At 68.8% G+C, this 13,715-nt stretch carries 15 protein-coding genes; 7 read left to right on the forward strand and 8 right to left on the reverse strand.

Annotated elements, in window-relative coordinates:
* The first annotated feature begins 12 nt into the window (after positions 1–12).
* On the forward strand, positions 13–291 hold the full coding sequence (locus tag AC07OA_RS00060) for a type II toxin-antitoxin system Phd/YefM family antitoxin (protein ID WP_494661718.1): 279 nt from the start codon (positions 13–15) through the stop codon (positions 289–291).
* Positions 291–707 (forward strand): type II toxin-antitoxin system VapC family toxin, encoded by a 417-nt coding sequence (locus tag AC07OA_RS00065; protein WP_494661719.1) that lies wholly within the window; start codon positions 291–293, stop codon positions 705–707. The genes AC07OA_RS00060 and AC07OA_RS00065 overlap by 1 nt, the downstream gene beginning before the upstream one ends.
* Here the strand turns inward: AC07OA_RS00065 and AC07OA_RS00070 are convergent.
* Complete coding sequence (locus AC07OA_RS00070) at positions 704–1,975, reverse strand: MFS transporter (protein ID WP_494661720.1); 1,272 nt, start codon at positions 1,973–1,975, stop codon at positions 704–706. The genes AC07OA_RS00065 and AC07OA_RS00070 overlap by 4 nt on opposite strands.
* Before the next feature lie 69 nt (positions 1,976–2,044).
* Between AC07OA_RS00070 and AC07OA_RS00075 the strand changes: the two genes are divergently transcribed.
* Both AC07OA_RS00075 and AC07OA_RS00080 read left to right on the forward strand, forming a co-directional pair.
* Positions 2,045–2,656 (forward strand): TetR/AcrR family transcriptional regulator, encoded by a 612-nt coding sequence (locus AC07OA_RS00075; protein ID WP_494661721.1) that lies wholly within the window; start codon positions 2,045–2,047, stop codon positions 2,654–2,656.
* A complete protein-coding gene (locus tag AC07OA_RS00080; protein ID WP_494661722.1) occupies positions 2,653–3,339 on the forward strand; it encodes a GNAT family N-acetyltransferase in 687 nt (228 codons plus the stop codon). Before AC07OA_RS00075 ends, AC07OA_RS00080 begins: the two co-directional genes overlap by 4 nt.
* Positions 3,340–3,551: 212 nt before the next feature.
* Here AC07OA_RS00080 and AC07OA_RS00085 read toward each other — a convergent pair whose 3' ends face one another.
* The 4 genes from AC07OA_RS00085 to AC07OA_RS00100 all read right to left on the reverse strand — a co-directional run bounded on the left by AC07OA_RS00085 (position 3,552) and on the right by AC07OA_RS00100 (position 7,286).
* Positions 3,552–5,540 carry an OPT family oligopeptide transporter gene (locus tag AC07OA_RS00085; protein WP_494661723.1) on the reverse strand — a complete coding sequence of 663 codons (1,989 nt, stop codon included), beginning with the start codon at positions 5,538–5,540 and terminating at the stop codon, positions 3,552–3,554.
* 95 nt (positions 5,541–5,635) lie between these two features.
* Entirely contained in the window at positions 5,636–5,977 is a 342-nt protein-coding gene (locus AC07OA_RS00090; RefSeq protein WP_494661724.1) for a hypothetical protein, read from the reverse strand.
* 74 nt (positions 5,978–6,051) lie between these two features.
* The gene (locus AC07OA_RS00095) at positions 6,052–6,390 is read right to left on the reverse strand and encodes a hypothetical protein (protein ID WP_494661725.1); all 339 of its coding nucleotides are present in this window, start codon (positions 6,388–6,390) and stop codon (positions 6,052–6,054) included.
* Between the two features lie 110 nt (positions 6,391–6,500).
* Positions 6,501–7,286 carry a PhoH family protein gene (locus AC07OA_RS00100; protein ID WP_494661726.1) on the reverse strand — a complete coding sequence of 262 codons (786 nt, stop codon included), beginning with the start codon at positions 7,284–7,286 and terminating at the stop codon, positions 6,501–6,503.
* 316 nt (positions 7,287–7,602) lie between these two features.
* Between AC07OA_RS00100 and AC07OA_RS00105 the strand changes: the two genes are divergently transcribed.
* Both AC07OA_RS00105 and AC07OA_RS00110 read left to right on the forward strand, forming a co-directional pair.
* Positions 7,603–8,133, forward strand: coding sequence for a gamma carbonic anhydrase family protein (locus AC07OA_RS00105; RefSeq protein WP_494661727.1), 531 nt, complete (start codon positions 7,603–7,605; stop codon positions 8,131–8,133).
* Positions 8,134–8,229: 96 nt separating this feature from the next.
* The gene (locus AC07OA_RS00110; RefSeq protein ID WP_494661728.1) at positions 8,230–10,290 is read left to right on the forward strand and encodes a hybrid sensor histidine kinase/response regulator; all 2,061 of its coding nucleotides are present in this window, start codon (positions 8,230–8,232) and stop codon (positions 10,288–10,290) included.
* A gap of 153 nt (positions 10,291–10,443) precedes the next feature.
* On the opposite strand, the gene AC07OA_RS00115 is transcribed toward AC07OA_RS00110, so the two are convergent.
* The 3 genes from AC07OA_RS00115 to AC07OA_RS00125 are packed head-to-tail and all read right to left on the reverse strand — an operon-like array spanning position 10,444 to position 12,643.
* The gene (locus tag AC07OA_RS00115) at positions 10,444–11,454 is read right to left on the reverse strand and encodes an aldo/keto reductase (RefSeq protein ID WP_494661729.1); all 1,011 of its coding nucleotides are present in this window, start codon (positions 11,452–11,454) and stop codon (positions 10,444–10,446) included.
* A 32-nt stretch (positions 11,455–11,486) separates the two neighbouring features.
* Positions 11,487–11,783 carry a putative quinol monooxygenase gene (locus tag AC07OA_RS00120; protein ID WP_494661730.1) on the reverse strand — a complete coding sequence of 99 codons (297 nt, stop codon included), beginning with the start codon at positions 11,781–11,783 and terminating at the stop codon, positions 11,487–11,489.
* Between the two features lie 59 nt (positions 11,784–11,842).
* Positions 11,843–12,643: a type 1 glutamine amidotransferase domain-containing protein gene (locus AC07OA_RS00125; protein ID WP_494661731.1), complete on the reverse strand. Its 801-nt coding sequence runs from the start codon at positions 12,641–12,643 to the stop codon at positions 11,843–11,845.
* 122 nt (positions 12,644–12,765) lie between these two features.
* Here AC07OA_RS00125 and AC07OA_RS00130 point away from each other — a divergent pair, with 122 nt between their 5' ends.
* Positions 12,766–13,665, forward strand: a complete 900-nt coding sequence (locus AC07OA_RS00130; protein WP_494661732.1) for a LysR family transcriptional regulator — start codon at positions 12,766–12,768, stop codon at positions 13,663–13,665.
* The last annotated feature ends 50 nt before the right edge of the window (positions 13,666–13,715 follow it).

Raw genomic sequence — 13,715 nt, forward strand, 5'->3', positions numbered from 1 at the left:
TTGGAGGGCGGCATGCCCGATGGAACCTGGAGCCTGGCCGACGCGAAGGCCAAGCTGAGCGAAGTGGTCGAGCGGGCCAAGACGCAGGGCCCCCAGCATCTGACCAAGAACGGCAAGGACGCCGCCGTCGTGCTGTCGGCCGAGGACTACCGGCGGCTCAGCGAAGTCGGTAGCGGCGCCCCGAAGCGCGCCCCCGCCTGGCTCGATTCCCGTTTTCGAGTTCTGAGCGACGATGAACACGACGCGGTGTTCAGCCGTGACCAAGATCCGGGTCGCGTCATCAGCTTCTGATGTTCCTGCTCGACACCAACGTCCTGTCGGATTCCACCAAGCTGGTTCCGAGTCCGGCGGTGACGGCGTGGCTGGAAGCTCAGCCGATCACGACCCTCTTTGTCAGTGTCGTGACTCTCGCCGAAGCCCGCTATGGGATCGAGAGCCTCCCGGCCGGTCGCAAGGCCGATGACCTTCGTCAGTGGCTCGGCAGCGTGATTGTCGACTTCGACGGACGCCTCCTGCCGGTCGACGCCGAGATCGCCATGGCCCAAGGACGCATTCGGCGAGCGGCCGAAAATGCTCGCCGGACCATGCCCGCGATCGACGCCTTCCTCGCGGCGACGGCCGAGGTCCACGACCTTACCCTCGTGACACGCAACGTCCGAGACTTCCAAGGTTGGGGCGGACCGATCCTCGATCCGTGGGCTGCCTAGGCCACCGCCCCGGCGACCATCCCCCGCCGCACCATCAGCGACGCGCCCGCCGCCAGAAGGCCCGCGACGCCGGCGATGATGAAGGCCTCCATGTATTGCCCCTGCTGCGCGCGGATCACGCCCGCGCCGATGGCGGCCGTCGCCGCGCCCAGCTGGTGGCCCGCCCCGATCCAGCCGAACACGATGGGCCCGTCGCGGTCGCCGAACGCCTCGGTGGCCAGGCGCACGGTGGGCGGCACAGTGGCGATCCAGTCGAGGCCATAGAACACCGCGAAGACCGACAGGCTCATCAGCGAGAAGTCCGAGAACGGCAGGTAGATCAGCGAGAGGCCGCGCAGGGCGTAATAGACGAACAGCAGCTTGCGCGGATCGTAGCGGTCGGTCAGCCAGCCCGAGGCCGTGGTGCCGAAGAGGTCGAACAATCCCATCAGGGCCAGCAGGCCGGCGGCCTTGACCTCGGGCATGCCACGGTCGCCGCAGAAGGCGATCATGTGCACGCCGATCAGGCCATTGGTGGTCAGGCCGCAGATGAAGAAGCCGCCGAACAGCAGCCAGAAGGTGCGAGTCTTGGACGCGCGATGAAGGGCCCCGAACGCGGCGGAGAGAGCGTTGGCGGCCGAACCTCTGGGCGGCGGGGTCCAGTCTTCAGGCGCGCCGAACGGGCGCTGGCCGATGGCGTCGGGGCTTTCGGGGATCAGCCACCAGCAGATCGGGGCCATGATCGCCGCGACGGCGGCTACGGTCAGCACCACCGGCCGCCAGCCGCCGTGGTCTGCGATCCACGCCATGGCCGGCAGAAAGATCAGCGAGCCGGTCGCCGTCGCCGCCGTCAGCAGACCCAGCATCAGGCCGCGCCGCGCCACGAACCAGCGATTGACGATGGTCGCGCCCAGCACCATGGCCACCGCCCCGCTGCCCACGCCCGCCATCACGCCCCAGGTGGCCACGTACTGCCAGCTCTGGGTCATGAAGCTCGAGAGCCCGGTCGAGACCGCCATCAGCAGCAAGGCCAGGCCGATCGTGCGGCGCACGCCGAACGACTGCATCAGCGCCGCCGCGAACGGTCCGGTCAGGCCGTAGAGGAAGATGCCGATCCCGGCGGCCAGGCTGATCGCGCCGCGATCCCAATGGAAGGCCTTCTCCAGCGGCAGGATCAGCACGCCCGGCGCGGCGCGCAGGCCGGCGGCCGACAGGAGGGCCAGGAAGGTCGCTACGGCCACGACGAAGGCGTAGCGGTTTCCAAGGGTGCGGCGGAGCGTCTGGATCATGCGATGTAACCGATCGGTACGGGGCTTGTCGCCATGCATACGTACCGGTAAGTAACATCGTCAAGCGCCATGACGAAAAACAACGAAATTCCCCCTCACCTGCAGCCCTACAATCCCGGGGCGCGCGCGGCCGAGCGCATCTTCGAGACCGCGCGGGACCTGTTCTATCGCGAGGGTATCCGCGCGGTGGGAGTCGACGAGATCGTCACCAAGGCGGGCGTGACCAAGCCCAGCCTCTATCGCAGCTTCAAGTCCAAGGACGAGCTGGTGGCCGCCGTGCTGCGCGAGGTCGAGACCGGCTTCTGGGAGCGGTTCGAGTCGGCCGAGGCCGCCTTCCCTGACGATCCCAAGGCCCAGATGGTGGCCTATTTCGAAGGCCTGGCCGCGCGCTCGGGCGGGGCCGACTATCGCGGCTGCGCCCTGTCCAACGCCGTGGTCGAATATCCCGACCGCGACCATGCCGGCCGGGCGGTCTCGCAAGGGCACAAGCAGGACCTGCGCGCGCGGCTGCGGACCAAGGCCGTCGAGATGGGCGCGTCCGATCCCAAGGCCCTGGGCGATGCGATGATGCTGCTGATCGAGGGCGTCTTCACCTCCAGCCAGATGTTCGACGACGACGACAAGCCCGCCCTGGCCGTGGTCGGAGCGGTGAAGGCGCTGATCGAGGTTTACTGCAGATGACCGCCCATCCCCTCGACCGCGTGGTCTGGAACGCCTTCACCACGCGCCAGGCGCCTCTGACGCTGCGCGACGGCGGCGCCCTGCGGGTGGATCCCGAGATCGGCCTGTTCGTCGCCACGGCCGACCATGCGCCCGAGACGCTGGAGGCCCTGGGCCGGCTGGTCCGCGCCCATCCCGGCGAGGTGGGGATCGTCGAGCGCTTCGATCCGCCGCCCGTCCCGGGCACGCGGGTCAATCGCCGCGCGGTGCTGAACCAGATGGTCGCCGAAATCCTGGCGGCCCCTAGGCCCGTCGATTTCGAGATCACGCCCCTGACCGACGCCGACAGCCCGGAGATGGTGGCCCTGGCCACCCTGACCGCGCCGGGGCCGTTCTTCTCGCGCACCCATCAGCTGGGCGAGTTCGTCGGGGTGAAGGTCGATGGGCGCCTGGTCGCCATGGCCGGCGAGCGGATGCGGCCCGAGGGCTTCACCGAGGTCAGCGCCGTCTGCGCCCATCCCGACCATCGCGGCAAGGGCTACGCCGCCAAGCTGATGCTGCACGTGGCCCACAAGATCGTCGCGCGCGGCGAAACCCCGTTCCTGCACAGCTATGACCACAACGCCGGCGCCATCGCCCTCTACGAGGCGCTGGGCTTCCGGTTCCGATGCGAGCAGGTGCTGACGGTGCTGGAGGCGGTTTAGGACGCTTCCCTCTCCCCTTGCGGGAGAGGGTGGCCCCGCGAAGCGGGGTCGGGTGAGGGGTCGCACAGCCCTTGCCGGACAGGACTTTCAACCCCTCATCCGACCGCCTTCGGCGGCCACCTTCTCCCGCAAGGGGAGAAGGACGCCAGAAACGAAAAAGACCCGGAAGGCTCTCGCCCTCCGGGTCCCTTTCTCCGATCAGGTCGGCGCGATCAGGCCTGGATCTGGTTCGCCGACTTCCGCGCCCAGCCGTAGAGCCCCGTCACCACGACCGCGGCGGCGATCAGGGCGAAGATCATGCCCACGTGCTCGGACGGCGCGAAGGGGACCTCCAGGGGCGAGGCCTTCTGGGTGACGACGATCATCACGGCCAAGGCGACATTGAACAGGCTCTCGCCGACGATGAAGCCCGAGGCGACCAGCACGCCCAGGCGCTTGGCCGGTTCGGCCATGCGATCCTTGGCGACCACCTTCTCGTAGATCCAGCCGGCCAGGGCCCCGACCACCACCGGCGCGGTGACCGCGCTGGGCAGGTAGATGGCCAGGCCCACGCCCAGGGGCGGCAGGCTGAAACGGCCGTTGCTGGCCCGGCGCAGGACGATGTCGACCAGCACCAGGCCCAGGCCGATCAGGGCGCCGTAGCCCAGCAGGGTCCAGTTCAGGTCGTGAGCGATCACCCCCTTGGCCAGGGTCGAGATCAGGGTCGCTTGCGGCGCGTCCAGCGGCGTGGCGCCGGGAACGGTGTTGAGGTTGGCCGCGCCGGAGAAGCCGTTCGACTGGTTCAGCAGTTCCAGCACGAAGGGGATGACGATGGCGCCGGCGGTGACGCCGATGATCAGGGCCACCTGCTGCTTCCACGGGGTGGCGTCGACCAGCTGGCCGGTCTTGAGGTCCTGCAGGTTGTCGTTGGCGACCACGGCCACGGCCAGCACCATGGTGGTGACGTAGAGGGCGTAGGCGACCAGGGCCTTGGCGATGTCGGGGCCGATGACGCCGCGGCCGACGACGCCGACCATCAGCGAGGCGCCCAGCACGGTCAGGATGGCGATGCCCGAGACGGGGCTGTTGGACGAGCCGATCAGGCCGGCCATGTAGCCGCAGACGGCGGCGGCCAGCAGGCCGGCGATCAGCACATAGCCGATGCCGATGGCCACCAGGGGCGCCGAAAGGCTGGCGATCGGGCCGCCGGTCAGGAAGTGGGCCAGGAACCAGCCGGCCGGGGCCAGCAGCAGCAGCGACACCAGGCCGACGATGCCGATCGGAATGTCCTGCTCGGTGCGCGGGATGACCGCGCCGCCGACCTTGCGGGCCTTGTTGGCTTCGAAGGCCGAGACCAGGCCCGACCAGATCGGCAGGGCCAGCTTGCCCAGGGTCCAGATGGCGGCGGCGCCGATGACGCCGGCGCCCATGAAGCGCACCTCGGTCTTCCAGACGGTCAGGGCGTGCTTGGCGACGGTGACGCCTTCCATCGGGTGCAGGCTGGTCATGAGCGGCACCAGCACGCCCCAGGCGATGGCGAGGCCCGCGAACATGGCGATGCCGACGGTGATGCCCATCAGGTGGCCCGCGCCCATCAGGGCCAGCGAGCTGGAGGCGCCCAGGCCGGTCGCGCCGGCTCCGGCCTTGAAGTAGCCGGCCACTTCGGCGGCGAAGATCTTGGCGGCGGCGAGCGCCGCGAACAGGGCCGAGGCGACGGTGCCCAGCACCACGGCGACCAGGCCCTTCTGCCCCTCGGCCGCGCCGGCCCGCGAGCCGGTGCCGACCTTCAGCACCTCGGCGGCGGCGACGCCTTCCGGATAGGGCAGGTCGGAATTGGTCACCAAGGCCCGGCGCAGGGGGATGGTGTACATCACGCCCAGGATGCCGCCGACCAGGCAGGCCCCGAAGGTGGCCAGGAACGGCACCTGGCTCCACCAGCCGATCATCAGCAGGCCCGGCAGCACGAAGATCACCGACGACAGCGTCCCGGCTGCGGACGCAATGGTCTGGACGATGTTGTTTTCCTGGATGGTGCCGGTCCGGAACATCCGCAGCAGCGCCATCGAGATGACGGCGGCCGGGATCGAGGTGGCGAAGGTCAGACCCACCTTCAGGCCCAGATAGACCTGAGCCATGGTGAAGATGATGGTGATGGCGATCCCGAGAAGGACCCCTCGGATAGTGAACTCCGAACGGGGAGTCGTAGCGGCGTCGGACGACATGCAGGGTCCTGAAAACAGTTAAGGCGGTCGGACCTTGCACGTCCGACCGCCCCAAACTCAAGCCTTGTTCCGCATTTTTGCGTTTTGCGGGTCGTTTATGACCGCGAAGCCGAGCAAACCTCTTCGATCCGTGTCGCCAGCCTGGTGTCCCTGGCGTCGACCGCCAGTTGGTAGGCGTCCGAGCAGCGATTGGCGTTGATCAGGGTCGCGGCCTGTCGGGCGCGCGACCATTGGGCCGGCGTCGGCAGGGCCTGGTACGCGCTGAAGCTGGTGTTCCACTGCGCTCGTCCGCTGATGAGCGGCGGCAGCGGCGGCCCCGAGATCTTGGGCAGGACGACGGTGTTGTCGCCCGAGACCCGATACTGCGGGGCCTCGCCCGCGAAGGCGGGGGCCGCCACCGAGGCGGCGCAGATCAGGCCGATCATCAGACTTTTCAAGGTCGCTCTCCCATGAGTCTAAAAGGTCGAGATCGAGACGGCCGGCCCCGCGAGGCCGGCCGTCTGGCGCCTCGTCACGAACCGCCGCTGCAGACCTGCGTCACGCGGGTCGCCAGGAACTTGTCGCGTCTCTTCATGGCGTAGTCGTAGGCCTCGCGGCATTGACCGGCGTTGATCAGCTCGGCAGCGCGACGGGCGTTCATCCACTGGGTCTTGGTCGGCGCCAACACGCCCGATCCGGACAGGGCCGCGCTCCAGAGCGCCTGGTCGGTCGCCAGCGGATTGAGGGTCGGCGCCACGTAATAGCCGCTGGCCGGCGGCAGGCCCGAAGGCGTGGAGGGCGTTTTGGCGGCCTGGGCCGGGAAGGCCGAGGCGGCGCACAGCAGCCCGGCAATGATCAAGCGCTTCATCATCTCACCCTCCAATGGCTTCCTACGACAGGAAGGTGACGCCACTTAAGATTGCAAGTCAACAGGCATGACCGCCGGCGCGAAGGCTTGCCCCTCGCGCCGGCGGCAGGCGCCTAAAGAACGCCCAGCATCTCGGCGACCAGCGGGTGGCGGACGATGTCGCGATCGGCCAGGCGGACCACCGCGATGTTCTCGACCGCCTCGAACTTGTCCGACACCTCGGCCAGGCCCGAGATGCCCGGCAGCAGGTCCGACTGGTTCGGGTCGCCGGTGACGACCATGGTCGAGTTCCAGCCCAGGCGGGTCAGCAGCATCTTCAGCTGCATGTAGGTGCAGTTCTGGGCCTCGTCGATCACCACGAAGGCGTTGTTCAGGGTGCGGCCGCGCATGAAGCCGACCGGCGCGATCTCGATCGCCCCCTCGGCCATCAGGGCGCGCATGCGCTTGACCGACAGGCGGTCGCTCAGCGCGTCGTAGAGCGGGCGCAGATAGGGGGCCAGCTTGTCTTCCATGTCGCCCGGCAGGTAGCCGATCGACTCGCCGGCCTCGACGGCGGGGCGCGACAGCACGATGCGGCCGACCTTGCCGGCCTCCAGGGCTTCGACGGCCTTGGCGATGGCGATGTAGGTCTTGCCGGTGCCGGCCGGGCCCAGGGCCATGATCAGGTTCTTGTCGTCGATCGCCTCCATCAGGCTGGCCTGGCCTGGCGATTTGGGTTTGATCGTTTTGAGGTAACCCTGGTCCCGGTCCTCGTGTCCCGGCGTTCCCAGCGGCGACCAAGCATTGCGGTGCTCCACCGGCAGGCGGCGCACCTTGGCGTCGTCGTCGTAACGGCCAGCGTCGTTCGCGCCTTCGCGCACCATCCGCTTGAGAGCTCGCTTGGTCATGTAAGCCTCCATTCAGGCATGAAAAAAGGACGCGGCCGGATGGCGACGTCCTTGGAGCAGGTGGGGAGGAAAGAAACGAAGACGCGAGCGCGGCCGGGCGGTTCGGAGCTTGCCCCCGAAGGCGGAAATGAACGCCCAAACCCCAAAACCGACACCCAAGGTCTCCGTTACCGGGAGGCCGCGTTCGGCGATCGAGCGCGGCTCGGATACAAGGAAGAATGTCTCCCGATATGGGAGTGTTCCCCCTCGAATCGCACAAATACAATGGGGCTCGTATGGTTTATGAGCCGTTAAGGCCCTGCCCGCTTTTAGAACACGGTGTGTACGGATGACTGTCTATTCCTTGGGCGCCACAGGTCCCCAGCTCCCCCCTGAAGGCGAATATTGGATCGCGCCCAATGCCGCCGTGATGGGAAACGTCATTATGCGGCGCAATTCCAGCATCTGGTGGGGCGCAATAGTTCGCGGCGACAACGATCCGATCGAGATCGGCGAGAACACCAACGTCCAGGACGGCTCAGTACTGCACACCGACATCGGAAGCCCGCTGACCATCGGCGCGAACGTGACGATCGGCCACATGGTGATGCTTCACGGCTGCACGATCGGCGATGGCTCGCTGATCGGCATCGGCTCGATCGTGCTCAACGGCGCCAGGATCGGGAAGAACTGCCTGATCGGCGCCGGCGCCCTGATCACCGAGGGCAAGGAGATCCCCGACAACTCCATGGTCATGGGCGCGCCGGGCAAGGTGGTGCGCGAGATCGGCGAGCAGCACGCCTTCGTCCTGCAGGCCTCGGCCATGGGCTATGTCGCCAACTGGCAACGCTACCGCGCCGAACTGTCGCGGCGGGACTGACCGGACTTAACGGAAAACCGACGGATTCCATGGCAGTCTGACGCGATGGCGTGGGGTGCGAGTTCAGCGGTGAATCTTCGGCGAGCTTGGAGTCCGGTGAACCGCCGCCTGGCGATCCTCACGGCCGCCTATGTCGCGGCCGTCTGCTACAGCGTGTTCCTGGCCGGCGCCACCCATGGCCTGCCCACGATCTGGACCGCCAACGCCGTGGCCGTCGCCGGCCTGCTGCTGCTGAACCGCCGTTACGGGACCCTCTTCCTGGTCCTGACCTCGATCCTGCACATCATCCTGGAGCTGGTGGCCGAGGACACCCTGCGCTTCGCCATCCAGGTCACCGTCCTGGACAACCTGCAGATCGTCGGCCTGGTGATGCTGGTGCAGGCCCTCCACCTGCCCACCCGCATCCGCAGCATGAGCGGCCTTCTGACCCTGACCTCGGTGGCCACCCTGTTCACGGCGGCCACCGGCGTGCTCCAGAGCGGCCTGCTGTCCCTCGACGTCGGCAAGCCGTTCTTCACCGACTGGCACGGCTGGATGACCTCCAACGTCCTGGGCGCGGCCATGGCCATCCCGACGGTGCTGATCCTGTTCGACCGCCGCCACCTGCAGGGCTTCCGGGTGCCGCTGATCGAATCCTTGGCCGGAACCACCCTGGTCATGGCCACCGCCGTGGTCGTGTTCTCGGCCGGCAACGCGCTGCAGGTGCTGTTGTTCGCTCCCGCCATGCTGGCGGTGTTCCGGGGCGGTCCCCGGGCGGCGGCGATCGTCGTCACCCTGTCGATGGCCGCGACGATCCCGGCCGTGATCCGCAAGTTCGGCCTGGACCCCGCCGTGGCGCTGGCCCCCATCCGCGAGGCTCAGCTGTTTCACCTGGTGCTGTACGCCGTCTGCCTGGTCGCCGCCCTGGCGCTCAGCCGCCAGACGCGGCTGCAGGCCCTGCTGGTCCGCCGCCAGGCCGTCGCCCGCGCCGCGCAAGGCCGGGCCCAGGCCGCCAACCAGGCCAAGTCCGACTTCCTGGCCACGATCAGCCACGAGATCCGCACCCCGCTCAACAGCATCCTGGGTTTCGCCGCCCTGGTCGGCGAGGACCCCGGCCTGTCGGCCGAGAGCCGCCGCCGGCTGGACCTGGTCGAGCGCGCCGGCCGCTCCCTGGCCGAGATCGTCGGCGACCTGCTGGACTTCGCCAAGGTCGAGGCCGGGCGGCTGGACCTGCGGCTGGAGCCGGTCTCGCCCGCCGCCCTGCTGCGTGACGCCGCCGCCATCGTCGCCCCGGCCGCCCAGGCCAAGGACCTGGCCCTGTCGGTGCGGATCGAGACCACCGGCCAGGGCGACGAAGCCGCCCGCCTGGCCCTGGACGAGACCCGCCTGCGCCAGGTGCTGCTGAACCTTCTGTCCAACGCCCTGAAATTCACCGCCCAGGGCGAGGTCGTGGCGCGGCTGGCCATCGGCCCCGGCCCGGGCGACCTGCGCTTCGAGGTCACCGACACCGGCATCGGCATCGCTCCGGAGGTGCAGGCCCGCCTCTTCCGCCGCTTCAGCCAGGCCGACAGCTCGATCAGCCGCAGCTACGGCGGCGCGGGTCTTGGCCTGGCGATCAGCAAGGCCCTGGTCACCCAGATGGGCGGCGAGATCGGCGTCGACAGCGCGCCGGGCCAAGGCTCGCGCTTCTGGATCGCCCTGACCGCCCAGACCGTGGCCCCGGCCGACGTCGCCGCGACCGCCGCGCCCGTGGTGCTGGACGTCGACCACGCGCCGCGCGTGCTGCTGGTCGACGACCATCCGATGAACCGCGAGCTGGGCCACGCCCTGCTGACCCTGGCCGGCTGCGAGGTGGTCACCGCCGACGACGGCGTCCAGGCCGTAGAGGCCGCGCGGCTCGACGATTTCGACCTGATCCTGATGGACGTGCACATGCCCGGCATGGACGGCCTGGCCGCCACCCGGGCCATCCGCGCCCTGCCCGCGCCGCGCGGCGCCGCCCCGATCATCGCCCTCAGCGCCGACGTCTTGCCCGACCAGATCGCCCGCTGCCGCGCCGCCGGCATGAACGACCACGTCGCCAAGCCCATCCGGCGGGAGGACCTGCTGGCGGCGGTATCCCGGGCGCTGGAGGCGGGGCGGGAAGGCTCGGAGCGGACAGCGGGCGCCGGGGGTTAAGCCCCTCCTCCAACGCCGTCATCCCGGGCCTTGTGCCCGGGACCCCTGGTTCAGCTTCCACGTGAAGTGCATTGGCGCGCCAGCGCGCCACCCTCCCGCACTTGCGGCGGACAGAGGGGTCCCGGGGCACAAGGCCCGGGATGACGGTAGTATTTAAAGCCCCGGCAACGGCGCGGCCGGGTTCACCAACCCCGCCTCGCGCAGCTCCCGCCAGAAGTCGGTCGGCACCACCTCGGCAAGGGCCGCGCTGTCCTCGGCGATGCGGCTGGGCTGGCTGGCGCCGGGGATCACGGCGGCGACGGCCGGGTTGGCCAGGGAGAACTGCAGGCCGGCGGCCTTCATGCTGATCCCGTGGCGGTCGGCTATGGCCTTGATGCGAGCCACCTTGTCGAGGATGGCCGGGGTGGCCGGGGCGTATTCGAAGTTGGGACCGCCCACCAGGGCGCCGGAGCTGTAGGGACCGCCCACGACGATGCCCAGGCCCTTCTGGGCCACGGTCGGCATCACCCGCTGCAAGGCGCGGTCGTGGTCCAGCAAGGTATAGCGGCCGGCCAGCAGGAAGGCGTCGGGGCGCGGGCCTTCCAGGTCCATCAGGATCTCGATCGGTTCGACGCGGTTGACGCCCAGGCCCCAGGCCTTGATCACCCCTTCGTCGCGCAGCCGGTCCAGGGCCTTGAAGGCGCCCTTGCGCGCGCTCTCGAACACCTCCAGCCAGCTGTCGCCGTAGAAGTCCTGGGCCACGTCGTGGACGAAGGCGATCTCGATGTGGTCGGTGTTCAGGCGCTTGAGGCTGTCCTCGATGGACCGCAGGGTGGCGTCCTCGGAATAGTCGTTCACCACCTTGTTGGGACGACCGTATTTGAAGACGTCGCCCTTCTCGCCGTTGTCGCGGGCGCCGGCGTCTTCCACCTCGTCCAGGATCACCCGGCCGACCTTGGTGCTGATCACGTACTGGTCGCGGGGCTTGCCGGCCAGGGCCTGGCCCATGCGAATCTCGGCCAGGCCCGCGCCATAGAACGGGGCGTTGTCGAAGTAGCGGATGCCGTCGTTCCAGGCGGCCTCGACGGTGGCCTGGGCCTCGGCCTCGGGGATATCGCGGAACATGTTGCCCAGGGGCGCGGCGCCGAAGCCCAGGCGGCTGGGGAGGATGTCTTTCAGGGACATGGTCTTATCCTTTTGGGTTCTGAGCTTTGCGCTCAGGCAAGATTGACGGGATCCAGGACCAGGGCCGTGCGGTCGGCCAGGTCGTTGATCCGGGCGAAATAGTCTTGGAAGTGCGGGGTCTGGCGGTGCGCGGCGACGGCGTCGTCGTCGACATAGAGCTCGTCCAGCACGAAGCGGTCGGCCTGCGCCTTGTCGCGCCAGACGTCCCAGCGCAGGTTCCCCGGCTCGGCCCGGCAGGCCGGAGCCATGCCGAAGAGCAGGGCCTCGAGCGCGGCGGCCTTGCCCGGCTTGGCGCTCAGGATCGCGGTGATCTTCACGAGGTTCGACATCGGGTTTTCCTTAATTCGAGGCCAGTCCCCGGCGGATGCGCCGCCGGAGACCAAAACGGTCAGGCCGCGACCAGGGCGCGGTCGAGAGCGGCCACCAGCTTGGCGGCCAGCGGATGGTCCGAGCGGGGGTTCTGGCCGGTGATCAGCTCGCGGTCCTCCACGACGTTGGGCTCGAAATCCACCGGGTTGACGATCACCTCGCCGCCCGCGATTTCCAGCGCGTCCGCCACGTTGAAGTAGAGCTTGGCGTCGAGGATATGGTCCTCCACCACCTTCTCCTCGGTATTGGAGAAAACGGTCATCCGGTATTCGGCATAGGGCCAGCCCTTCGACCATTCGACCGCCTTGGCGGTGTCGCCGGCCATCAGGGCGGCGCGGAACTCGCGGGCGTGCGGCATGGCCGAGACCACCGCGATGGGGCCATGGCATAGCAGGGCCGTCGGCTTGGCGCGTTCGTGGAAGTGGCGAAGGATCTGGCCCAGCTCCACGTCCTGCATCAGGTCGACCACCGGGGCCTGGCCGCCGGGCACGAAGACGCCGGCATAGCGGTCCAGGCCCTCCGCGATCACCGCGCCCAGGGTGCGCACGGCGTTCATGGCCGGGTCGGTGTCGTAGAAGGCCCGGGCCCGGCGCCAGGCGGCCTCGTCGCCGCCGAAGTGGTCGGCGCTGTCGGACGCCGGGTCGATGTGCGGCTTCTGGCCATTGGGCGTGGCCAGCACGACTTCGTAGCCGGCGTCGACCAGGGCCATGGCCGGGACGACCGTCTCGTTCAGATATTGACCGGTGGCCCCGAAGCCGCCGCCACGGATTTCGATCCGGGTGGCGTTGGAGCCGACGATGAGAACCTTACCCTTCGACATGGTGACCTCCTGCGGTCTGGAAGTTTGCGTGGCGTCCTCTTGGACGGCCTCACCATGCGCCCCAGGCACATATTGCAGAAGTTTATTGCTGTGATTGTAGATATTCATCACAGTGATGTCGCATGCGGTACGACCTCAACCTGCTGCCGGTGTTCGCGGCCCTGATGGAGGAGCGCAGCGTCACACGCGCGGCCCAGCGGCTGGGCATGACCCAGCCGGCCCTGTCCAACGCTCTGGCGCGCCTGCGCGTCACCCTGCGCGACCCGCTGTTCATCCGCGAGCGCTACGGGGTCAAACCCACCCAGAAGGCCGAGGAGATGGCGCCGGCCATCGCCGAGGCCCTGGCGCGACTGGACGACATCGTGCTGGGCCAGCAGGACTTCGATCCGCTGACGGCCGACCGCCTCTTCGTCATCGCGCCCAACAGCTATGTCGAGTTCGTCATGGCCCCGGCCATCGTCGCCCAGCTGCGCCGGCGGGCCCCGGGCATCAAGCTGCGGCTGATCCCGTTCGGTACGGATCTCGCCGAGACCGGGGTGATCTCGGGCGAGACGGCGATGGTGCTGGGGCGCCTGGTCGATCCGCCCGACAACCTGGTGGTCCAGCACCTGATGGACGACGGCCTGGCCTGCGTGGTGCGCGCCGACCACCCGGAGGTCGGCGACACGATCTCGCGCGAGCAGTACGAGGCGCTGAAGCACGTCAATGTCCTGCCGCCGGGCCGGCTGCGGGCGGGCCTCTTCCAGGCCCTGGGCCAGCAGGGCCTGCGCCGCGAGGTGGCCGTGTCGGTGACCCACTTCCTGGCCGTGCCCGAGATCGTGGCCGGCACCGACTACTGCTCCACCCTGCCCCGCCTGATCTGCCGCCAGCTGTCGCGCGATCCACGGCTGAAGATCGTGCCCGCCCCGGTGGATCTCGGAACCTTCCCCATGCACATGGGCTGGCACGTCCGCTACCGCCACGACCCGGCCCACCGCTGGCTGCGCGCCCTGATCACGGACGTGGCCGCCGGCTTGACGTAACGGCCTCTTGCCGCCCGCCGAAAGCCGGGTCACTCTCTGTCTTAACAACG

The sequence above is a fragment of the Caulobacter sp. GW821-FHT09B08 genome (assembly GCF_059418225.1).